Annotated in this window: 17 protein-coding genes; 12 read left to right on the plus strand and 5 right to left on the minus strand. The window is 59.1% G+C overall.

Annotated features, from left to right (window positions below; all coding sequences use genetic code 11):
* Positions 1–114: 114 nt before the first annotated feature.
* Positions 115–561, minus strand: coding sequence for a universal stress protein (locus ACSFCA_RS30775; RefSeq protein WP_435462165.1), 447 nt, complete (start codon positions 559–561; stop codon positions 115–117).
* A gap of 243 nt (positions 562–804) precedes the next feature.
* Between ACSFCA_RS30775 and ACSFCA_RS30780 the strand changes: the two genes are divergently transcribed.
* The 3 genes from ACSFCA_RS30780 to ACSFCA_RS30790 all read left to right on the plus strand — a co-directional run bounded on the left by ACSFCA_RS30780 (position 805) and on the right by ACSFCA_RS30790 (position 4,368).
* Entirely contained in the window at positions 805–1,245 is a 441-nt protein-coding gene (locus ACSFCA_RS30780) for a helix-turn-helix domain-containing protein (protein ID WP_435462198.1), read from the plus strand.
* Positions 1,246–1,940: 695 nt separating this feature from the next.
* Entirely contained in the window at positions 1,941–4,082 is a 2,142-nt protein-coding gene (locus ACSFCA_RS30785) for a PHP domain-containing protein (RefSeq protein WP_435462164.1), read from the plus strand.
* On the plus strand, positions 4,069–4,368 hold the full coding sequence (locus tag ACSFCA_RS30790) for a hypothetical protein (protein ID WP_435462163.1): 300 nt from the start codon (positions 4,069–4,071) through the stop codon (positions 4,366–4,368). The genes ACSFCA_RS30785 and ACSFCA_RS30790 overlap by 14 nt, the downstream gene beginning before the upstream one ends.
* 573 nt (positions 4,369–4,941) lie before the next feature.
* On the opposite strand, the gene ACSFCA_RS30795 is transcribed toward ACSFCA_RS30790, so the two are convergent.
* Positions 4,942–6,096 (minus strand): TniQ family protein, encoded by a 1,155-nt coding sequence (locus ACSFCA_RS30795; RefSeq protein ID WP_435462162.1) that lies wholly within the window; start codon positions 6,094–6,096, stop codon positions 4,942–4,944.
* 786 nt (positions 6,097–6,882) lie between these two features.
* Between ACSFCA_RS30795 and ACSFCA_RS30800 the strand changes: the two genes are divergently transcribed.
* Genes ACSFCA_RS30800 through ACSFCA_RS30810 form a run of 3 tightly spaced genes read left to right on the plus strand, consistent with a single transcriptional unit; the run spans position 6,883 to position 11,295 of the window.
* Positions 6,883–7,764 carry a PDDEXK family nuclease gene (locus tag ACSFCA_RS30800; protein ID WP_435462161.1) on the plus strand — a complete coding sequence of 294 codons (882 nt, stop codon included), beginning with the start codon at positions 6,883–6,885 and terminating at the stop codon, positions 7,762–7,764.
* Position 7,765: 1 nt separating this feature from the next.
* Complete coding sequence (locus ACSFCA_RS30805) at positions 7,766–9,892, plus strand: hypothetical protein (RefSeq protein WP_435462160.1); 2,127 nt, start codon at positions 7,766–7,768, stop codon at positions 9,890–9,892.
* Positions 9,889–11,295 carry a P-loop NTPase family protein gene (locus ACSFCA_RS30810; RefSeq protein ID WP_435462159.1) on the plus strand — a complete coding sequence of 469 codons (1,407 nt, stop codon included), beginning with the start codon at positions 9,889–9,891 and terminating at the stop codon, positions 11,293–11,295. Before ACSFCA_RS30805 ends, ACSFCA_RS30810 begins: the two co-directional genes overlap by 4 nt.
* Positions 11,296–11,333: 38 nt before the next feature.
* Here the strand turns inward: ACSFCA_RS30810 and ACSFCA_RS30815 are convergent, their stop codons facing one another.
* Positions 11,334–13,139: a TnsD family Tn7-like transposition protein gene (locus ACSFCA_RS30815; protein ID WP_435462158.1), complete on the minus strand. Its 1,806-nt coding sequence runs from the start codon at positions 13,137–13,139 to the stop codon at positions 11,334–11,336.
* A 489-nt stretch (positions 13,140–13,628) separates the two neighbouring features.
* On the opposite strand from ACSFCA_RS30815, the gene ACSFCA_RS30820 reads away from it, so the two are divergent.
* From ACSFCA_RS30820 to ACSFCA_RS30830, 3 genes are all read left to right on the plus strand, one after another.
* Positions 13,629–15,167, plus strand: a complete 1,539-nt coding sequence (locus ACSFCA_RS30820; protein WP_435462157.1) for a Tle-like phospholipase domain-containing protein — start codon at positions 13,629–13,631, stop codon at positions 15,165–15,167.
* A 221-nt stretch (positions 15,168–15,388) separates the two neighbouring features.
* On the plus strand, positions 15,389–15,775 hold the full coding sequence (locus ACSFCA_RS30825) for a VOC family protein (protein WP_371127416.1): 387 nt from the start codon (positions 15,389–15,391) through the stop codon (positions 15,773–15,775).
* A gap of 63 nt (positions 15,776–15,838) precedes the next feature.
* Positions 15,839–16,588: a TerC family protein gene (locus ACSFCA_RS30830; protein WP_258353552.1), complete on the plus strand. Its 750-nt coding sequence runs from the start codon at positions 15,839–15,841 to the stop codon at positions 16,586–16,588.
* A 24-nt stretch (positions 16,589–16,612) separates the two neighbouring features.
* On the opposite strand, the gene ACSFCA_RS30835 is transcribed toward ACSFCA_RS30830, so the two are convergent.
* A complete protein-coding gene (locus tag ACSFCA_RS30835) occupies positions 16,613–17,512 on the minus strand; it encodes a LysR family transcriptional regulator (protein ID WP_435462155.1) in 900 nt (299 codons plus the stop codon).
* Between the two features lie 130 nt (positions 17,513–17,642).
* On the opposite strand from ACSFCA_RS30835, the gene ACSFCA_RS30840 reads away from it, so the two are divergent.
* From ACSFCA_RS30840 to ACSFCA_RS30850, 3 genes are all read left to right on the plus strand, one after another.
* Positions 17,643–19,295 (plus strand): sensor histidine kinase, encoded by a 1,653-nt coding sequence (locus tag ACSFCA_RS30840; RefSeq protein ID WP_435462154.1) that lies wholly within the window; start codon positions 17,643–17,645, stop codon positions 19,293–19,295.
* Complete coding sequence (locus tag ACSFCA_RS30845) at positions 19,292–19,978, plus strand: response regulator transcription factor (RefSeq protein WP_435462153.1); 687 nt, start codon at positions 19,292–19,294, stop codon at positions 19,976–19,978. The genes ACSFCA_RS30840 and ACSFCA_RS30845 overlap by 4 nt, the downstream gene beginning before the upstream one ends.
* A 248-nt stretch (positions 19,979–20,226) precedes the next feature.
* Positions 20,227–20,649, plus strand: a complete 423-nt coding sequence (locus ACSFCA_RS30850) for an SgcJ/EcaC family oxidoreductase (protein ID WP_435462197.1) — start codon at positions 20,227–20,229, stop codon at positions 20,647–20,649.
* A 28-nt stretch (positions 20,650–20,677) separates the two neighbouring features.
* Here the strand turns inward: ACSFCA_RS30850 and ACSFCA_RS30855 are convergent, their stop codons facing one another.
* The gene (locus ACSFCA_RS30855; protein ID WP_435462152.1) at positions 20,678–22,387 is read right to left on the minus strand and encodes a CehA/McbA family metallohydrolase domain-containing protein; all 1,710 of its coding nucleotides are present in this window, start codon (positions 22,385–22,387) and stop codon (positions 20,678–20,680) included.
* Between the last annotated feature and the right edge of the window lie 34 nt (positions 22,388–22,421).

Genomic DNA, 22,421 nt, shown 5'->3' on the forward strand with positions numbered 1-22,421 from the left:
TTTGTCCGTTGATCTCATGCAGGATCTACGCGTCTGGTCTTGGTCCTCGATGCAGATCGACCAGAGTCGAACCGGGCTCGACGCGCAAGTGCCCGTCAACTGGCGTTGATCTTCCTAGCGCAACACCAGTACGGGAATGTGTGAGTGCGTCAGCACATGCAGCGTCTCGCTGCCCAGCAGCAATCGCGCGAGGCTGCGTCGCCCGTGCGAAGCCATCACAATCAAATCGCACTGCTGATTCTTGGCTGTTGCGATGATGGCTTCGGCTACTTGGTTTGATTTTATGACGATGGCTTGTGCATCGCGCACCCCCTTGGCGAGCGCAGCGGTCTTGACCGCGTCGACCAAGCGCTGCGCGGACATATTCGTCTGCTGTTGCATGGCTTCGATTTCACGCTGATTCAACACCATCGATCCTTCAAAATAGCCGTACGGTAGAAGGTGCGTGACATTGACACACACCAGTTCGGCACCGGTCAGCAGGGCCAAGTCGATGGCCGCTGCGACCGCCTGTTCCGACAGCGCGGAGCCATCGGTTGCGACAAGAACACGCTTGTACATGGCAGGCTCCTCGGCCCCCAGTATCGCGGGTGCCCTCACTGTTCAGTCTAGTTGCTTGGCTGGGGGCCTACAAGGAAAGCAATTGGGTAGCGAGTTCTAGAAATCACACAGGAACGTTGCGAAGATGGCTATCCGGTGCTCATGCACTCCGCCTCGGATTTCGCGATGGATGAGGTTGGTGCGGTCCGATTGCAAGCCCGGCGGCAGAGCTTCAGCGCTGCAATGAAACGGCACAATGTGCCCATGCCAAACATCGCCTCGATCCTCAAAACCGAAATCTCCCGTGTTGCTCGCAAAGAAGTGCGCGCTGAGATCGAAACGCTCAAGAAAGCATCGGTCGCGCATCGCGCATCGATTGCTGAGTTGCGTCGCCAAGTGGTTGCGCTCGAGAAGGAACTGCGCCGTGTTGCGAAGGGAGCGACGCGCCCTGCCGCAGCGGCTGATTCGGCCGATGAAGCCGCAGCCAGCACGAAGCGCCGATTCAGCCCAACCAGGTTGGCGGCACATCGCGCAAAGCTTGGGCTGTCCGCGGCGAGCTATGGGCAACTGGTTGGCGTGTCAGGGCAGACGATCTACCACTGGGAACAAGGCAAGGCACGTCCGCGGGCAGCACAACTCGAAAGTCTTGCGACTGTGCGAGAACTCGGCGCACGCGAAATCGCGGAGCGCCTAAGCGCGCAATAGCGCAGAGCCGCAACAAGAGTAAGACGGCAGGATTCGAACCTGCGCACTCCAGAATCTCTTTGGCAGACATCATTTTCGCCTCAGGGACTTGGTCGCTGCGCCACATCAGAACCCAAAACCGCGCGGACGCTTCGATCACTGGTGCTGCACAGTCTCCACCGTCGTGGCCAGTCGCCCAGCTTAAGGCCATTGCGACTCTCGCCGCTGCTAGAAGCCGTCATCTTCCGCGTTGTCTACAGGCTGGGTGTGGAACTAGAGCGCGATGCGGAAGATGTCGAGCAGTGGCGGCGCGGGCGTGAGGTGCTCATCCCATGAACGCGGGATTGCCGCTTGGGCCGCTTTGGACAACCCTGCCCCAAGGCGTCAATTTCTGTGCGACCAATGCACGGTCTTGCCACATGTTGGGAAATTTTCACAGAAGGGGACACCATGAAGAGAGCATTTCTGCTTGCGGTCTGGTCCATTGCCATGTTCGCTGCGCCGTTGGCTGTTGCCAAAGGTAGTGGGGGCGGCCGCGTTGCGTATGGAGGAGGGCATCACACTGTCAGTCACGGCGGTACTTATTCGGGTGGGCAAGGTAGTTCGCATCGCGGCGGCACTTACCGGAACAACAAAACCCGTGACCAGTATGGGAGCCACAAGTAATCACAGCACTCCAACACACCGCCTGAGACTCGTATGGGGAGATGCAATCTGTGAAAATCGATATCCACACGCATACTAGGAAATGCAAATCTGGTGATGCGCAGACGCGAGAGATTTCGCCGGAGGACTTTTGTGACGCGATCCTATCGACAGAAGTCCGGGTTGTTGCGATCACAAATCACAACGTTTTTGATCTCTCTCAGTTCCAGGCTATCCAGGCACGCATCGGAACGGACGCGCAGGTATGGCCTGGTGTGGAACTTGATGTTTACGACGATCGTGGCAAAGGTCACCTGCTGGTTATTGTCTCGCCCAAGCTAGCGGCACAGTTCTTCGCCGCGGTAGTTGATCTAACAAAGGGCTACACGCCGGACTCGTTCAAGGTGACGATTCCGGACGTTCTCGCGACGTTCGATGCGATGGAGCCGCTCTATGTTGCCCACTACAAGCAGAAGCGGCCGAGCGTATCGGACGAAATGCTGGCAGCGCTTGAATCGGGAGCGCAGAACAGGTGGAGCATCCTGAAAGAGGTAAGCAATGCCATCTCCGCGGGCATCCACATCTCGCATGGCCGGTCTTCGATCTACGGCTCCGACATCCATGATTGGGGGAAGTATGTCGAGGGTGCTCACGAGTTGCCCGATCTACGTCTTCCTATCGATGGCTTCGAGCACTTCTGCCTGCTCTTGAAAAAGGACCCCACGACCATCAACACGGTAATGGATCGCAAGACGTCTGAAGAACTCACATTGGCGCCCTTCGAAGACGGGAAGAAGCTAACCATCAGGGTGTTCAACGATATCAACATCATCTTTGGGCCGAAGGGGACTGGGAAGTCTTGCATCCTCCACGCTATTGCGAAGCACTACATGAAGAACGGAATCGATGCCAAGGTCTACGAGTCCGCCAGCGGCCGTCTCAACGATATCTTTGACATCAAGGGCAAGGGCTTAAGCACCAATCTCAACAACCATGGCATTAGCTACTGCCAGGACGATATTCAGGTGGTGCGTACCGCCATCGAAGTGGACGTCACAAGCGTGACCAAGTTCAAGGCGTTCTTTGAGTCCACGGTCTCGAACAAGAATGCGAAGCTGATCCTGCTCAAAGACATCGACACGCAGGAGGAAGGTGACGCCGAGCGAAATTTCTCCAAATACCACGAGACTGCCTCAAAGATCGATGCATTTTTTGCCTTTATGGAAGAAGACCCTCTCGTGAAGAAGGAGCTAACGGACGACGAGTTCACAGAGCTGCGGCGTATCCTCGGGCTGCTGCTCGATCGCCTCATTGGGAAGGAGTGGTCCGGGTTTGTAGACTGGAAGGAACTCTCATTGCTCAATTCAGCGATCAAGACCTTCCGGATCGAAGTAGAGCGCAAAACAGGCTCGCCCGCGAAGCCCATCACGACGGGCTTTCGTGACTATGCAATGAACCGCCTGAAGATCGCCGCCAGTATCCGCGCGATCGACAAGAGCCTGAATTCTGTGATCGCGAATGAAGAGGAGATCGTCGGCGACCTCGGCTCAGGCAAGGGCGAGTTGAAGTTCGTGACCCAGTTCCTCTTTCAGGATGGCAGCGTCACGGACGGAGAGACGCTGAGCCTGACGAGCGTGAAGAAGGGTGTCCAGAAGAAGTTTGTCAATGCTCTCCATGCGGTGGGCAAGCATGTGTTCCAGGACAATCTGTTCCACTATGTCTCTGAGCTCAATGCCACCGAGGGCGTCGATGAGATCAAAACGGTCCATGAATTGCTTCTGTTCAAGAGGTACTTCACGCTCGACGGCCTGCCCTATGCGCCTTCAAGTGGCGAGGCGTCGATGGTGATGCTGCAAAAGGAGCTGGGGATCGACAAGGAGGTCTACATTCTTGATGAGCCCGAGAAGAGCCTTGGCAACGAATACATCAACGATGTAATCGTTCCGCTCATCAAAGAGCGAGCGAAGTCAGGTCGTAAAGTGTTCATCTCAACGCACGATGCCAACATTGCCGTGCGAACGTTGCCGTACTGCTCGATCTACCGCACTCATGGGCCGGAGGGATATAGCACGTTCGTTGGCAATCCCTTCACGAACAACCTGGTGAACGTGGAGAAGTCTGAGGAGCGTGATTGGAAGATGGTCAGCATGCGCACACTCGAAGGCGGCAAGGATGCATTTGGAGAGAGAGGGAAAATCTATGGTCATACTTGATGCAGCAGTGGAGTGCGTTGAGGAGAAGTACTTCCTCAAGATCAACATGGAGCAAGACCCTGTCACGATCCCGCTGTCTGACGACAATCCGAATGCGGTCAAGAGTGCATTCAACAAGCTCATACAGCGAATCGGGATCGGGGATTTCATCGTCAAGCTGGATAAAGTTGGTGAAGACCTGTTCTCTATGGTTGCCAACGAATATCTCGTCCAACTGAATCGTGAGATTCAAGAGGTGCGTAGTCAGATGCAGGAATATGGCTTGATCAAGGTGGAGCAAGCGTAGTGACTTCTGACTGTTGATTTCCGCGCAGACGTGATCCACGTTTCTGCTTGCGCCTGACCCTGCCCATACTTCGGAGCGCACGACTGCAGCCCGCTGCATCGATACGCAGATGCGGGTCAATCAAGGAAGGCGGCTGCACCGGAGGCGCTCGAGGTTCCCAAGTTGCCGGCGCCAGCCTTTATCGCGCTCGATGTGCAGCCCGAAGCCAAGAGGCCGATTCGCGACGTTCGCATCGAGCTTCGGAGAGGTAGCGCCACCGCGGTGGTGCACTGGCCAGTGGAGTCGGCCTCGTCGTGCGCAGGCTGAGTACGCTGCGTACAAGATCGCCATGGCTGGCGCGCAAGAAACTGATGACGATGATGGGACAGGCACGTTTGCAAACAGCCTGAGGGTGCTGGATCACACGCAGGCCTCATTGAATCGGGGTATCTGGCGATGCGATTCATCGCCATGCGCATCGTTGGCCCTCATCGAAGGCCAATTGGTGAGCTGTTCAGATCTTCCCTTACCTGGCACCTCCTAAATGTTTTGAACTCTATTAGCTCGGACCAACGACATCACGACATCACGGCATCACGGTCGCCACGCTTGCGAACTTCCTGGTCGGCTCCTGCGTACTTGAGGTTCTGTGAGTAGATCCGCCAACTTGTGAAATTCCAATTGATTCTTTCGGCGTTCACTAGACGATGAGAACGCGTGGTATTGCCGCATGAATCCTTCCCAATCTTCGAAAAGCCATGCAATAGCCAGCAGATGCCACAGCGGATTTCGGGGCATGCGGTTCGATTTCATCAAGCGTAGTAAGTGGCCGTTTGCCTGCTCGGGATTCTGTAACAGCCCCAAAAAATCACTGGAGCGGCAGAGTGCGGCGCCAAATGCATAGAACCGATCTCCCGCTTCTGGCTGTCGCAGGTGTCCGGTACCTGCTGTTAGCAGTCCTTGATGCGAGAGTGTGGCTCGATAAACGTCGCTCAATATCCTTCCTTCCAATCGCAAAAGGTGGCCATGCGTGCCAAGGGCAATGGCGATCGATGCGATGCACTTGATGACGTTCTCGTGTGCGCTGTCCTGAGGTGGGAACGGCGTGAAGTAGGAGGCGTGGAAAGCATTTTGCTGTACGAGGTGAGCGGACATGCTGTTTGCAGGGCCCGCATTTGATGACTCCAATGCTTCGATAACTGGCAGACACCAGATGAGTCCATGTGCGGAAATTGGCTGGATGGTCAGTTCGCGAAGAGGGAGGTCGTGGAGAGGGCAGCGATAGACGCCGGGCCACTGGTGATCTCGATGCCAGTACGCGATGTGATGGGCCGCCCTGTCCGCGCGGGCACAGGCTAGGCAGGCGCGCAGCGATCGTGGGATCGCAGATCGCCCAGCCAGCGCATTCAGTGCCACCTTCAACCCCCCAGGCGTGCCTGTGCTCATGGCCGTGATCGTTCGAGTGACGCGGCGCTGCGTAAGAAACGGCATGTGAAACGGCAACAGCGTCCGGTCTTCGATGATCTTTCTTGTATTACCGAGCTGGCCTCTGGCGCGTTCGACAAGCGCTGCGACGCCACCTGTCCGCACTGGGCCGCAGGATGAGGTGCCAAAAAGCTGCAGGGTGGTTTCGCCCGCGCGCGTGTTGCCGGCTATGAAGTGGTGGCGACAGCACAGGCTATACAAGGTTTCTCCTGGCAGCCAAGTGCATGTCGTTGGGAGATCAAAGAGGGGGGCAGTGGAATCCATTGACGCCTGGGCGTATCTGGTCAATCAACCGCGCAGAAATCAACTAGAACAATGTGCATTCTTGATTTGCTTCGCATAAGAGTAATTTCAAAAAAGAAATAATTTTCTCGGCGAAATGGAAAAATCATAGATCGAATTGAAAACTATTTCACATTGTAAAATGAAGAAAAATTGAGGCAATGGCATCGAATGTGCCGAACTAAGAGGGTTAGATTAAAAATCTATTGCAAGAATTGATAGGGCGCATTAATAATTGCGGAGTTTGGAGTGAAGGAGTTGATTTTTCAAGGTCAACGAACGCGTCTTCGAGCCGCGAGCAAAGTCTGCTGCAGACGATTCATGATCTTGAGGAATGATATGGTAGGGGCGCTGCAGAACTCTGACGTTATCCCTGTCAGACGCTTGACGTGCTTGCGTAACTGGCGAGATCGACATCTGAATTCAGAGCTTGTGACCGATCTCGTGCGGAAGGTCTTGCCTGTTGCAGACTGGCGGACACCAGTCCTTATTTGAGCAACAGATGATCTGACGCCAAAAACAAAACCCGCTCACCTCGCCAAAGGTGAAACGGGCTTCTACAACCAGCGTGAGCTGGAGCGTCGCGATATGTTGAGTAGTACCTGATTCGACTGTCGCGCAAATGTCGCTCACCGTGAAGACGGTAGGGGAATCTCTTTCCTTGGGCGTGTTATGCCGAAAACGACAGCTCAGACTCTAGCCCGGCTGAAAAAGACTCTGATCAGACAGGATCCACCAGAGTTCGGTCCAGGTTACACGCCCTCCATCTTGGCGACCAGGGAGGAAGCACCAAGCGTTTCAGGGTATCTCACCGTCTATTGGCCGTTAATGGGGCGTGACGTCCACGTGTTGTCAGCGCCAGAGTTCAAGGTGGTGCTGATTGTGTTGCACTGTCCCTGGGTTTTTGAACTTCAAGAGCAACGCCTCATCCATTTCGATGAACGCCCTCATCCGCTGACTGATCATCCGCGAGCAGATCTTTTGCGCCCCGCACCATTGCCTGGCGCCTGCATGCTCGCGGAGAAACTGGGGTTGCTAAAGCACTACCCGACGATCAAGACCAAGGTTGCCGGCCAGCGCTATGAGGTGCCCAGTTTCCTCATTGGCGATCTCCTGCCGTTCATAGCGGGCTCTCAAGGCCCCTACTGCGTGCATCTGAACATCAAAGATACACGCGATGCGTTCCAAGACCCTCCGGATTTCAAGCTCTCAAGAATGAGCCCAGAAGATGCTCGCGAGCAAGAGATATCGCGCCATCGGATCGTGCGTGAGCGCTACCGAGCTGGGGATATCAAGACGGTCGATATCGCCGCTGACGAGGACGTGGATTCAGAGGTTTGCAACAACCTTCGTGCTGCCTTGCTCTATCAGAAGCGTCGATTCGCGCTGAGTCGGACGGCTTATGCCGATCTGATGGAAGAGTTTCGCCTTGGCATATCGAAGGGGCAAAGCGCGCTCGAGGTCGTCCGGCGCGTAAGCGCGAGTTCCTCATCACTTGACGTCGATGAGCTCAAGACGGCTTTCTATCGCGCGATTTGGAGTCGGGATCTGCGTCTTGATCTGTTTCACCCAGTGCTTTTCGATCAGCCGATGCAGTCGGAGACAAAGGATGTCTTCGAGGTCTACGCCAACTGGTTCACGCGAGACTGATATGCCAGCTGCTGGAACACAGCTTTACGCGCCTCGGGGGTATCTCAACCTGGAGCAAGGGGCGGTCTACCATTTCCTGCAGAGCAATGAGAACACCAAGCTTGTCTCGCTAGTGCAGTTCATCGCCCCGGCCCCGGCCTTTCCGCCTAAGTCCAAGAACGATCCGCGGAAGTCGGAAGCGCAAGATCAAGACGCCGAACCGGCGGCACGAACCAAACGGAAGCCACAGCCACGGGCAATCCTTGTGCGCTTGGGCCGTTCGGAGTTCGAAGCCGGGCTCGACAACGGCATGATAAAAAAATGTGAGGAGCAAAACAGCTTGCCCCCATGGCTGTCTGGGCTCACTGTCGACAGACTGCACGCGAGCGATGCGGGAAGGCGAAACGCCGTCAAGAAGCACGCTGATCGCATCAAGGACAAGCTCAAGCGTATTGCCCCCGCGCTAAAGATCAAGAACGAGATCCTGGCGTCCGAAAAACCGGAGCAAATGCTCGGCCGGCTCGCGCGATCTTGCAAGCCTGCGGTCAACGAGACGCGGTATTCGTGGTGGTTTTATACGAGGCTTGCATTCGAGGGCAACGATCTGGCCTTGCACTACTCATTTGCAAGCATCGGACATTGGGACCGACTCGACTCGAATTCCTTGGTCAAGAGGGGGGCACCAAGCCGCGATGAGGGACCTGGTCACGGGTACAACACCGACCGGGCAATGCTCGGGACGATCTTGGAATCCTATCGGCGCCTAGCGAAGTCAGGCGTCAAATTTGACGACATTTACATTCGCGCAATCGTCGAGGATTTTGGGTGCAAGACCCGGGAGGTCAATGGTGCGCGCGAGTTCTACCATCCGCGTGGGGAGCGATTTCCTACCGAAAATATGTACTGGTACCACGTCGATCAGACCATCGGCAAGAAGAAGAAGCGCCGTACCCGCATCGGACGCAAAAAGGAGCGTTCGAAGTTCGCACCCTTCGTTGGGTCATTCAGCTCCAATGTCGCGAACCTGATGGAGCGGGTGGAGGGCGATGCATACGTGTCGAAGGAAGTTCCTCGTGGTCTGATCAGCGATGCAGATGTAAAGCCTTTGGTGATTGTTCGGCTGCGAGATCAGCGCTCCGGGCTTTTCACCGGGATCGGGTTTTCCTTCGGCTCGGAAACCAGTAGCGCCTACCGGATGGCGAGGTTTGTGCAGGCCGTCGACAAGGTCTGGCTCTGCAGCCTCTTTGGCATTCGGATTACGGCAGATATGTGGCCCAGCGAAGGCAACTCTCCGCACGACATCCAGGATCGTGGCCCCGGCGGAACGGATGGAGCATTTGCGAGGGTGGATGAGTTCACGCCTGTGATTGTCGAAGGTTCGCCGAGCCGCAGCCCGCAATCCAAGGCGCTTATCGAGGCATCCAATCCGCGGGAGCTCAAGGTCGACGATCAGTTGGCGTACATGCGCTCGGACAAGAACTCGTTTCAGTTGGTTGTCCAGGAGATCTGGAGGTTGATCAGGGACAACGACAGCATGAATGTGAAAGACCGGGTATCCGATGATTTGCTTGAGGAGGTCTCCGTGCCGACACCATTGCGGCTGTGGAAGGCGCTCGACGCACGCATGCGCAACGATGGCATTGCAATGCTGCGGGAGGATGCGATCCGTGCCTTCCTGACTCCTGCGAAAGCGAAGCTCACTCGGCGAGGTGTCGAGTTGATGGGGCGAGTCTTCCGCTCAGATGCACTAGACAAATCCGGTCTACGGGAGTGCATCAATGGGAATCAGACGCTTGAGGTCGACGTTTGGGTTCTTGAGGCGTGTGTTCGCCACATCTGGCTTGATATGAAGGGAAAGCTGATCCAACTCGACATGACAGCTGCGTACCGTACAACAGATCGCGAGTTCTTCGTCACCTTGTCCGAACTGCAGGAGCGAGCGGACCAACATCGAAAATGGGAACGCAAGCTGCCTGAGCACCAGCAGGCTACGGAAGCCCATGTCGCAGAGCAGCATCGGTCTCAGACCGGAAAGTCCTGGCGCTCGGCCAAAGCCAAGCCGGGGCGTGCCAAATATGGAACCAAGCAAGCCCGCAGTGAGGGCGCGCGAACGCGGGCACTCTCGAAGGGCAAGGAGGTCCTTCATTGACCCATGGTGTTGAGCCGTGTGAGAGTCCGTGGACCAGTCACCTGCGTGGAATCAAGACCATTGGCGATATAGCTCGGATGGTGCGAGTGGGGGCGCAGGCCCTTTCAGGGCTTGGAGACGCCCCTGTCGAGGTGGCGTGTCGGCGTATCGAAGCCGCTTGGGATGCCATCTACATTCCGAGCGAGAGCGAGTGTCGGCTGCTGCTGGAATTTGTAGAAGTGGCACTCGCATACGCTAACGAATGGTTTCGGACGAAGAAGGCATTTTTGGGCACTATCTTCAGCGGAGCTATCAACATACCACCGGTTTTCCCTTTCTGCGTGACGGGTTTGTCCGGTGTTGGCAAGAGCGCATTGCGCCGAGCTTTGGAGCGACTGTTCACGCCACCGGCGTCTACGATCGCGGTGTCTGATGAATATGAGCCATTTCCATGGATTCCAATGCGATCTGCGCTGATCGAAAACGGACCACAGAGCACCTTGGTCTTCGCAGCACTGGCCGGTCCCGGCTCCAAGCTCAAGCAGACGATGGTCGAATGTCGAGGTTCGATGTATCGCTCGGGTGCCTGTTTCGCAGTTCTCGACGAGATGCAGTTCCTCACTCATGGGGAAGACGCTCGAGCCATGGCGGCCAGATTGCTCTTGAGCGCGGCAAGCTTGGGAATGCCACTGGCGTATTTTTGCAATTTCAGCATGGTCTACAAGATGCTTAAGTTGCCACATGAGAGTCGTCAACGGTTGCTCGCCCGCTTGAGATTGGTGACTCCTTGTTCGCCGCGAGATCCATTGTGGGCTGAATATTTGCAGGAGCTGCAAGCTGCAGTTCCAGGACTGTTTGCATTCAATCTTGTCGATCGGGCAACGGAGCTGTGGAACTACAGCGCCGGACTCAAGCGCAACCTCCAGCAGTTGCTAAAAGAATCGTTCCGGGCATCTCGGCGTGTTGGTGAGACTTCGGTGAGCTGGTCGACTGTCGAGTCGACCTACCTGCACACTGACTACTTCTCGACCCGAGAAGAGGTCGAGCAATTGCTTGCACATGCGATGGGCAACACGAAGATCAAGCGGGATCTCATGTGTCCGTTTGCAAGTCCGTCAAACAACGAATACCAAGCGGCATTGAGGAGCCTGCTTCAGCAGCGCTTCGGGAAGGCGGTTGAAGACTCCGTGCTGAACGAAGCCGAGAAGAAGGAGCTTGCGAAGATCAAATCTGATCTGAGTCCTGTTCCAGCCGCGCAGAGGCGCAGAGCAGATCCGAGACCTCGCACGGCAGGGGCGGCTGCACCTGCGGAGCCCGCTGACGCGATATCAGAAATGAGATCTGTGGCCTTGGTCAAGGCCGCCTACTCACTTCTCCAACCGAAAAGTAAGTCGCGCAATCCTTCGAGCGTTAAGCGAGGCTAGATTTGTTTGGAGCGGCGCGTTCTTCGGACATCGGGCGACTAATTGAGCTCACGCGGATCGACTGGCTTGCGAGCCACATCTGGGTTCGCATCATCGGTTCGAAGATGCTGTGGCTTGAGTTCGTGTTTAAGTGCTGCGAAAACTCGCGGCATCAGAATACGTGCTGAAAGTTCATTGCTTGGACCAAGATGCTCTAGGCGCAGGACAATATCCCAGCGGCTCGGCTCACGATACGGATCGATCTTTCGGAGCTCTCCAGCCGCGGTTCTGATAGCCTGAACATAGAGCTCTTCAAGTTCTGCCCATTGGTGCTGATCCTTGTGGCGACGGGCTGTGACAGGTGGTTTTAGATTTACTGATGACGTTGCGTACTGGACGTCGTGCTTTCTAAGGTAGTGGTAGTCCGAGGAAGCGACTCTCGTCGCTCCTACGTCTCCTCGACGAGAACGCTCGAGAGCATATGTCCAGTTGGCACGAGCAATTTCGAGGCGCTTCAGAACACGTGCGCGCTTCCTCTCCTCGTGCATTTGAGGATTCAGTCTGAGATATTCATCGACTTTGCTCACCGAGATAGAAAGTTTCAAGGCAATGACTTCTGATGGTTCACCGCTGCGGATCATTGAGTCGAGCCGGTCGCGATACTCTTTGGGTATGGTGTTGCGGCGGAGCCTGGGCTTAATGCCTAGGGCAGCTGCCCAGCCTCTGCCTATTCCGTTTGAAATACCAACAGTCTGCGCTGCGGCGGATACCGATGCACCCTCTCGAATCAGGTGACCAAATTTCTGCTTGCGAGCATTGATGTCAAGTGAACGTTGTGATGGCAAACGGAAATACGGTTGCTGTCTGTGTAATGCTGGATCCTGAGCGGCGTGAATTCGATAGCAATCCATGAAGTCTTCCCAGTTATCGAAAAGCCACGCGATTACTACGAACTGGAAAAAAGGTCGAATCGAACGCGCTTGCAGCTGGTGAAACAGGTTGGACCTCGCATACAAGCTGCTAAGCCAACCCGGATGGGTACGATGTCTGTCGATAGCACTCGCGAATCCAAGCAGATCAGTCGTCGCACGATTCCAATCGATGTGCTTTTGACTGTCATTGGCCCAGCCTCGGCCTATCAAGCGAGATCGATAGGCTTGCAGGAGTGGTGCCCGTTCGATTTTGAAGCCTGCAGGTTGATGAGCGATTTTGATCGAGAAACTCGTGATCTTGATCAGAGCCTCTGCTTCTCGCTGATTTGTAGCCGTGACTGCAGGCACAAACTCAAGGTCGTCAATGAGGCTGGGCGTCGGGAGCTTTAGATATGATTCTCTAAGACGGTCTCGCATCGAGCGTTCATGTAGTTCGCAACCGTGCAAGAGGCAACGGAAAACGCCAGGAAGTTGATGGTCTCGGTGCCAGTGTGCCGTACCTTGTTGGATGATGTCTCGGCTTGCACACTCCCTGCAAAAACGCAGGCATTGTGTCTTGAAATAGCGCTCGCCCCCGAGGCCGATTTTGGCGAAAACGCCGTTGTGTCCAGAGCCCTGTCGCATTGATTCGAGTGCAATCTGCTCTTGGCCTGAGCTCAAAAATGGGAGGTATGCGGCCAGTATCGTTCTGCGTCGGATGATCTCTTCGCTATCTCCGAGTTTGCCACCCGTTCGTTCAACAAATTTGTCGATCGCGCCCGGAAAATCATGTGTGATCTTTCTAGAGCTTTGACCAAAAAGTTGAGAATTTGTCTCGGAACTTTTAACATTTCCCAAGAGGAAATGCTGACGAGTACACAGGCTGTGCAACGTTTCGTCTTCTAGCCAACTGATTGCTTTCAAACTTAGCTCGTCACCCCGAAATTTGATCATCGAAGTACTTGGCAAGATTAGAGATTGAAAATCCTCTAGGCCGCGAGTTTGGATCGCAACGCTACTCTAGTCAATTGCATTCGCTTGGTCTACAGAAAATCTTGCTATACCAAGCAAAACATTAGATTTTCTTTGCACGGGAGCCTGAGAAGATTGGCGTTACTAGAAGCGGTTAACAAAGCGACATGAATGCTGATATGACCCTCGAAGCGGATACATAGCTTATCGTTTGCTGGTAGTGGTGGCAGAGTGTGTAGTCGTGTCCCTTGTCCGCGTGCAATATGCTTGACCATTCGCGCGGCCTTCCATTGGCTTGCCACCCGCCGCCGGCAGGGCATTGACCAGTTCCTTGAAAAGCCATCGAATCGTGTCGTGACGAGCTGTTCGCTATCGAGGGAATGAATAAGGGGCCGCGTTGGGAGACCGCTTATTAAAACGGCGACGCACTTTGCGTCGCGTCATGAATCTCAAAAAAACTCCGCCAAATCAATGACTTACGGTGAGAGCTTTCCCGACGCACTTTATTCGCACACAGCAGCGCTGCCGACGTTGCGGGATGAACCCCGTGGCGTGCGTAGCGCGCCGCTATGCTGCGGCAAACATTTGGAGGTGGAGATGCAAAGAGAAAACTGGGGGCGTGCCGCCCGGTGCATGGCGGTGCTGCTTTGCTGCGCCGCATCGGGAGGCTGTGGTCTCTATTCCGTCAACCGCGAGGCGAAGCTGTACCGCGCCGAGATGGCCGCGGAGATGAGGCGTGAGGTGGAAGAGTGCCGCAATGGCTCCTCACCGGAAAAGCGGCACGTTCTGGACCATCGCTACCGGGATACCGACGCGTCCGACTGCTACAGCGCGGTGATCTCCGCTGCCAGCCGCTCGCTCGAGGGAGCAAGGGTCGATCGGGTTCAGAAACCGACGATAGACAGTTCGCCGTCCGCCGTTGCAATAAGCAAGCCGTGGACGCCCCAGGAAGTGGCCCAGGCAACCTCCGCGGCCGAAGTGCTCGGCCAGATGGCGTGGCCTGCAGTGCTGAGCAAAGTGGTCTACCGACGGTATGCGCCTGAGGCAAGCCGGGGCGACTGCGCCTACAGGCCGGATCTGCATCCGCTGGAGCGGCTGAAGAGGGTCCCGTCCGCCGGTGCCGGCAAATGGGAGTCATGGGAGCACTCGGGGGTCGGCTGCAAAGCCGTGGGAGGCCTGTACTACGAGACCTTCGTTTATCGCCTGCCCGACGGGCCGATCACACAAGCGTTCATTGTCTTTCGCGGTACGGAGAACTACAGCGGCCAGTTGTTGCCCGATTGGGAAGCGAATCTGGCGATGGCGCTGAATCTCGAACCACAGCAGTTCGTGCAGGTCCGGATCGGATTGAAAGAGATCGTCAGAAAATTGAAGAAAGACGCCCCGAATGTCGAGATCTACACGGCTGGGCATTCCTTGGGGGGCAGCATGGCGCAGCTGGCCGCATACATGAGCGAGGACGTGAAGATCGCCTACGCTTTCAACACATCGCCGGTGAGTGGCTGGACGTGGTTGCGCAAGCAGCAGAGCGAAAACCCGGGAGAAATCGTGATGCCGAGAAAGGATCCCCCGATCATCAGGGTCATGCAGGACGATGAGGCTCTGGGGTTCATCCGGGTGTTCTCCAACGCGGCGAACACGACAGTGCGGCGTACAGGCCGCACCGACGTGGCGCTGGATTTCCCTTCGAGCCGCGACGTGCTGAAAATATCCGAGGTGTCGGGGCGTCTGAGCGCTGGCGTTGCCCTGCACTCCATTACTCTGCTGGCGTGCAACTTGACGGCCCGCGTCGCGAATGGAGCTCCCGGTGCATTTGGTTTCACGAAGGAGCAGGCTGAAGCGGTTATCAGCGAGCGAGATGGCGCCTACTCGGTAACGGGCGCCGAAAGGACAGAAGGCCTATGCCAGGTGGTTGACCGTGGCGCGAATTGCACGGTGAACTGGACCGGCGCAGGTTGGCCGACAAACTGCAGGTCGGACCAGGCGCCCTCGCTCAGCCCGTCGCCATGAGGTTTCCACATCCAGGCGGTCGCGCGGATCGCATCGGGGGAGCCGGCCGTTTCTGTCGCTCTCGATCTCTTTGACTGATCGAAATCTGTGTGGCTCAGAGAAAAAATATATCGCTTTCAGTTGTGAGACGCGCTGCTTAGAGTCCCGTCCATCCCCCACTTCCGATGGCAAGAACCATGAGCAACACAACCACCCGCATCCCCTTTCATCTCGCGTTTCCGGTGCGCGACATCGCCGAGGCACGCGCGTTCTACGGCGACCTGCTGGGATGCCCTGAAGGCCGCAGCGCGCCTGAATGGGTGGACTTCGATTTCTACGGCCATCAGATCGTGGCGCACCTGGCGCCCGACGAATGCGGCCACCACCAGAGCAGTTCGGTCGACGGTCACGACGTGCCGGTGCGGCACTTTGGCGCGATCGTTCCCATGGACCAATGGCAGGCCATGGCCGACAAGCTCATTGCCCGCCAGACCAAGTTCGTCATCGAGCCCTACATCCGCTTCAAGGGCGAGCCGGGCGAACAGGCGACGATGTTCTTTCTGGACCCTTCCGGCAACGCCATCGAGATGAAGTCGTTCGCCGACCTGAGCTCGCTCTTCGCACGCTGACACGGGCCCTTGCGGCTCGAGCTTTAAGATGCGACCGCGTTTTTGCTGCAAACGGGTCGCCTCATGCTCCAACTTCTCTCCGATCCCCAGGTCTGGATTGCCTTCGCCACGCTGACCGCGCTGGAGCTGGTGCTCGGGATCGACAACATCATCTTCATCTCGATCCTGGTCGACAAGCTGCCGCTGGCCCAGCGGGAGTTCGCGCGGCGCATCGGTCTTTTCATGGCCATGTTCATGCGCATCGGCCTGCTGCTGGTGCTCGCATGGATCGTCGGGCTGGTGAAGCCGCTCTTCGTGGTGTTCGGCCAGGAGATCTCGGGCCGCGACCTGATCCTGATCCTGGGCGGGCTGTTCCTGATCTGGAAGAGCACGAGCGAGGTTCACCAGTCGCTGGAGGGCGAACACGAGCACAAGCAGAGCACGGCGAAGGCGACCTTCGCCTCGGTGATCCTGCAGATCATGATCATCGACCTGGTGTTCTCGCTCGACTCGATCATCACCGCGGTCGGCATGGTGGACGACGTGCGCGTCATGATCGCGGCGGTGATCGCCTCGGTACTGCTCATGATGCTGTTTGCAGGGCCGATCGGCCGCTTCGTTTCCAACCATCCCACCATCAAGATGCTGGCGCTGTCCTTCCTGGTGGTGGTGGGTGTCGTGCTGGTCGCCGAAGGCTTCGAGCATCACGTGCCCAAGGGCTACGTGTACTTCGCAATGGCTTTCTCGCTGAGCGTGGAAATGCTCAACATCCGCATGCGCAAGAAGTCGGCCAAACCCGTGGTGCTGAATCCGCCCCACATACCGGGCGATTGAGGGGCCGAGCCGGCCGAGTCGGCATTACGTCGAACGCCGGCGAGTCGGTGCCGTCGCTTCAGCCGCATCGCGCAGGCATTGGGCGAAGTGCGCCACCACGGGCGGACTGGCCCGGGGCTTGCGATGGAGCAGGCCGATCTCGCGATGGAAAGTGAACTCGCCCAGTGAGACGATGCGCACCCCCGCAGGCATCGGAAGATGCGCCTCGACCAGCGGGACAAGCGCCACGCCTAGCCCTCTGGAGGCTAGGTGGATCAACCCGGGGATCTCGTCGATCTCGATGGCGTCGTTGACCGAAAGGCCTTCCCTGCGCAGAAACGCCTCGACCATCCGTCCCCCGAACGAAGCCCTGTCGTAGCGAAGGAACGGCTGTTCCTGGATCAGCGCCCGCCAGTTCTTCGTTGCGGGCACGGCCTTGGGCACGACCAGCACAAAGGGCTCCTGCACCAGCGCCTGCCACGTCAGGTCGGGAGGCATTCCGAAGGGCGGGCGGATGATCACGGCCGCATCGATCTTGCCGGCGTCCAGGTCGTCCATCAGGCGCATCGAAACACCGGGCGACACATGCACGCGCACAAGGGGAAATGATTTGCGCAGCTGCTCGAGCGCACGCGCCAGCAGCGTAGGTTGCGCCGAGGCAATCGAGCCGATGCGAAGGAGCCCCCGGGTGGCGTCGTCGTGAGGGAGTTCGCCGAGCTTGGCGAACAGGGCGCAGATTTCTTCCGCCCGCGGCAAGGTCGTCTGGCCCGCGACGTTCAAGGTGGCCGATCGGCCTGTCCGGTCGAACAGCTCGAAGCCCAGGGCCTCTTCGAGCCGCTTCATCTGGCTGCTCACTGCCGATTGCGTGAGGCCGATGCGGTCGCCGGCTGCCGCGAAGGTGCCGAGCTTGCACACCGCAATGAAGGTCTTGAGTTCGTTGATCACGCCTGGAGCATCGCAAACATCGATGCTCGGGTCAATCGAGCTTTAACAGAAGTGATGGATGTCCGGCCGTCCAACGGGCATGGGCTATTCTTCGCACCCTTCAAAGCAGGTATGCGCCTCGCACCGATCGATGCCTTCCATCAAATTCCGTTCGCGGCTTTCGCTGGCCTTCGCGGCGCTCGTCGCGCTGGTCTGCGTGCAGGCCGCGTTCATCTACCTGGGCTCCGAGCGCGTCACCTTCTATGCGCAGCACAGCCGGCTGGCGAGCGACATCCAGTCCGACCTGCTGGAGCTGTCCGCCAACAAGCAGCGGCTGCGGGTCTGGGCCTCGCAGCGGCTGATGAATGGCGACGCACCGATCGAGTCGCGCGACCGCTGGCTGGCCGGCATGCGCTCCAGCGCAGCCAGCCTGCGGGACCTGACGCAGCGTGACCTGGCCTGGTGGACCACCGTGACCTCGGCGCGGGGCACGCAGGTGCCCGAAGCGGTGACCCAACTGGCGGCCAGCATCGACCTGCTCGATGCCAACATCGCCGCGGTCCAGGATCGCCTGCTGCAGCTTGCGCCGCTGCAGCCGGGCGCGGAGTTTTCATCGGTGTGGCAGCAGATCAATCAGGTGTTCGACGTGACGCGCGGGCGCGACCTGCGCGAACTCGTCAACGGCGCAATCGAGCGCCAGAAGCAGGCGGTGCCGGCTGCACGCCTGGCCACCGAGCACGCCATCGAGGTGCTGCGCCTGCAGGCCATCGGCCTGGCGGTGCTGACGCTGGCAGCGGCGGTGCTGCTCGCCATTCGCCTGAACCGGCGGCTGCAGGCACCCATTGCCAGCCTGCTGACCGGCACGCAGGCCTTGCAGGCGGGCCAGATGGACCATCGCATGGCGGTTGGCTCGGGCGATGAATTCGGCCAGGTGGCCGAGAACTTCAACGCCATGGCCGCCGAACTGCAGCAGCGCCGAAGTGATGCCGAAGCTGCGCGGCACAAGCTCGAAGAAGCGGTGGACGCGCGCACGGCCGAGTTGCAGACCGCGCACGTCACGCTGCAGAACATCGACCAGCGCCGCCGCCAGTTGTTCGCCGACCTGAGCCACGAGCTGCGCACGCCGGCCACCGCCATCCGCGGGGAGGCCGAGATAGCGCTGCGCGGCACCGACAAGCCGCTGGCCGAATACAAGGAGACGCTGTCGCGCATCGTCGGCGGCGTGGAGCAGCTCGCGCGCGTGATCGACGACCTGATGCTGATCGCACGCGCCGAGGCCGACCAGCTCGTCATGCGGCAGGACCAGGTGGACCTCGGCCTGCTGGTCGGCGATGCCACCGAGCAGGCCGAGGCGCTGGGTGCGCTGCACGGCGTGGGGGTTCGCCTCGATAGCTCGCAAGACGCGCAGTCGGACATGCTTTACGTGCATGCCGATGCCGACCGGCTGCGCCAGGCCTTGGTCATCGTGCTCGACAACGCGGTGCGCTATTCGCGCTCGGGCGGCGAGGTCCGCATCGGCTGGCGTGAAGTCGACGGGTGCGCGGAGATCGCGGTGCGCGACAAGGGCATCGGCATCGACGCCGACGAGCTGCCCACGGTGTTCCAGCGCTTCACGCGCGGCCAGCGCGCGCGGGCGCATCGGGTCGATGGCACCGGCATCGGCCTGTCGATCGCACAGGCCATCGTTACCGCGCACGAAGGCCGCATCGACATCGACAGCGAGCCGTTCGTGGGCACGACGGTTCGCATCAGGCTGCCGCGCTTTGATAGCGCAGTTGCCCCCACGACGCCGGAGGCCGCATGAACAACATCCTCGTGGTCGAGGACGATCCGCGCGTGGCCGACTTCTTGCAGCGCGGCCTGCGCGCCGAAGGCTATGGCGTGCAGCTGGCCCGCACCGGCACCGAGGGCCTGGCGTTGGCGCGCGGCGGCGAGCCGGCGCTGCTCATCCTCGACCTGATGCTGCCCGGCATCAGTGGCCTGGAGCTGTGCCAGACGATGCGCGCCGAAGGCCATCATGTGCCGGTGCTGATGCTCACGGCCATGAGCTCGCTGGAGGACAAGGTCAACGGCCTGCGGCTGGGCGCTGACGACTATCTGACCAAGCCCTTCGCCTTCGAGGAGCTGCTCGCGCGCATCGAGGCGCTGCTGCGGCGCGGACGCGAGCAGCGCGTGAAGGCGAGCAGCCTGCAGGTGGCCGACCTCGTGCTGGACCGCGAACGCATGCAGGTCACGCGAGCCGGACAGCCGATTGCGCTGACGGCGAAGGAGCTGGCGTTCCTGGAGCTGCTGATGAGCGCACCCGGCCGCGTCTACAGCCGCGAGCGCATCCTCTCGAACGTGTGGGGCACCAATGAGGACCCGCTGACCAATGTGGTCGACGTCTACGTGCGCCGCCTCAGGGCCAAGATCGACGAGGGCCACCCGCTCGCGCTGCTCAAGACCGTGCGCGGCTTCGGCTACCGACTCGACGCGCTGGAAGCCTGAGCGCCCGGGCGCACGACGGGTGCGTGCGCGTTCATCCGTTGTTCATCTGCGCTTCAACCTGTGTTCATGGCCCGGCACGGGTCGTGTTCATCTCTGCGCCAGAGACTTGATTCCTGCCTCGCGAATGCGGTGCAGCGCCGGCAGACACCGGTGCTTCAACACTTTCACAACAAGGAATCTCCGTGAAGAAAAGTCTCGTCACCAGTGCCGCCCTCGGCGTTCTTTCTCTCACTCTTGCCACCGGTGCGCTGGCCCAGGGGGCGGGTGCAGCAGTTGCCTGCGTGGCGACCGATGAAGCGCAGATCGGCGCGCTGTTCGACCGCTGGAACAGCTCGCTGCGCACGCTGGACCCCGACAAGGTGGTCGCCAACTACGCACCCGATGGCGTGCTGCTGGCGACCGTGTCGAACCAGCCGCGCACCAACCCGGCGGAGATCCGCGACTACTTCGTGAAGTTCCTCAAGAGCGAGCCGCAGGGCACGATCGACAAGCGCATCGTCAAGATCGGCTGCAACGTGGCGCAGGACGTCGGCACCTACACCTTCCGCTTCAAGGATGGCGGCACGGTGCATGCCCGCTACACCTATGTCTATGAATGGGTGAACGGGCAGTGGCTGATCGCGCATCACCACTCGTCGGCGATGCCGGAGGTGCGCGCCGCGAAGAACTGATCGATGCGGGCGGGCTCCGGCTCGCTTGTTAGAGCGCTGCGACCTTCACGAACACGGGGTTCGAGTAGAACCACAGGTCGCTGTAGTTGCGCACGTTGATCGCATTGAAGCGCGCCACGTTGTCGGTACCCGTGGTCTGCGCGTCGGGCAAGGGCTCGCCGGCGGCGGTTTCGTTGGGCACGTCGGTTCCCAGGTTGGTGCCGCGCAGGCGGAAATACTGGTTGTTGCCGGCCTTCACCGTGTAGCTCACCGAGAAGTAGCCGTCGGCGTCGAGCTTCCAGTCGTTGCGGGTAAAGCGCTTGAGCACGCGCGTCGACGGGTTGGTGTCGCGCGCGTAGCCCGGCGTGCCCGCCAGCTCGGGGCCGGTCACGTCGCCGGCGATCAGGTCGATGTGGTCGACCACCGGCTTCACGTTGGCGAAGTTGCCGCTGCCGAGCTGGTACTCGAAGTTGTTGCGCTCGGGGCTCTTGAAGCGGATGGTGATCTTCAGGTCTTCACCTGCCTTGGCCGCCACGTCCGAGCCCATCTCGCCAGCGCCCTTGGCGCTTTGCACCTTGAAGTCGAGCGCGTCGATCAGGCCGCCGTTCACCGCGAAGAGCTTGCCCGAGCGCAGGGCCGAGAGCAGCGACTTCGGGTCCTTGACATCGCCCCACAGGTGGTTCTTCGCGTATTCGCCCGGCGCGTAGCCGCTGCTGTACTGGCCTTGCGAGGTAGTGAAGTGGTAGTCGGAGTCGGCCACGTTCCAGATATGGCGGCCTTCGGACAGCAGCGCGTCCCAGGTGCCGCCAAGCTTGGCGACGAGGTAATCGACGCCGCCGTAGGTGCGCGAGGGCAGGTTGGCCGGGATGTAGGCGCTGGTGTAGCCGCCACGGTCGGGCTCCATCTGGTTGCCGACCATGCCTTCGAGCGAGAACACGATGTTCGGCGCGAGGTCGTTCATCTCGCGCAGCTGGGCGATGGTGTACTTGCCGGGGTTGCGCGAAGGATGGTTGATCTGCAGGTAGCTGGTGTCGGGGTAGTTCTTCTTGAGCCAGGCGATTGCCGCGAGCGTCTCGGCGTGCGTGTCGTAGTTGACGCCGGCCTTCGGGCCCCAGGCGGTGACGTCGCCGGCCGGGAAGAGCGCGGCGGCGCGGTTGGTGAAGAGGTATTCGAACTGGCTCGCGGCCTTGAGCGCTGCGTCCGACATGGGGTTGTCGGTCAGGATGCCGACGTTGCCGTGGTCATGCGAGGGCATGTCCCATTCGAAGGACGCGAAGATCGTCTTGTCGGCGTACTTGCCACCGGCCTGCAGCGCCTTGATGCGCGGCACCTGGTACTTGGCCATGCCTTCCGAGAACGGAATCTGCGCCGGCAGCTTGGTGCCGTTGTTGTCATAGGAAGACAGGCGCAGGTGGTCGGACAGCGCCGCCCAGTCGAGCCCGAACTGGTCGAAGGCCTTGGCCAGCACCTGGTCGAGCGTGGAAATCTGCTGCGTGTCGTCCGACTGCATCGTGTGGATGTGCATGTCGCCAACGGTCCAGCGGCCGGGCGGTGCGGACGGGCCTGGATCGGCTGCGGGAGCGGGGGCGGGCGCGGGCGCGACGGCTGCCGGGGTGCTGGGCGCCACGGGGAAGAAGGCCGGGCCGCTGGAGTCTCCGCCGCCACAGCCGGCCAGCATGAGCGTGCCGATGGCGAGGGTGGAAAACAGCGTGCGGCGGAACGGGAGAGGCGTCGAGAGGGCGGTCGGAAGAATGAACATGGCGGTCTGAAAAAAGTGACGCGCACCTGAAGTG

This window comes from Variovorax multivorans, assembly GCF_051216835.1.
Taxonomy (GTDB): Bacteria; Pseudomonadota; Gammaproteobacteria; order Burkholderiales; family Burkholderiaceae_C; genus Variovorax.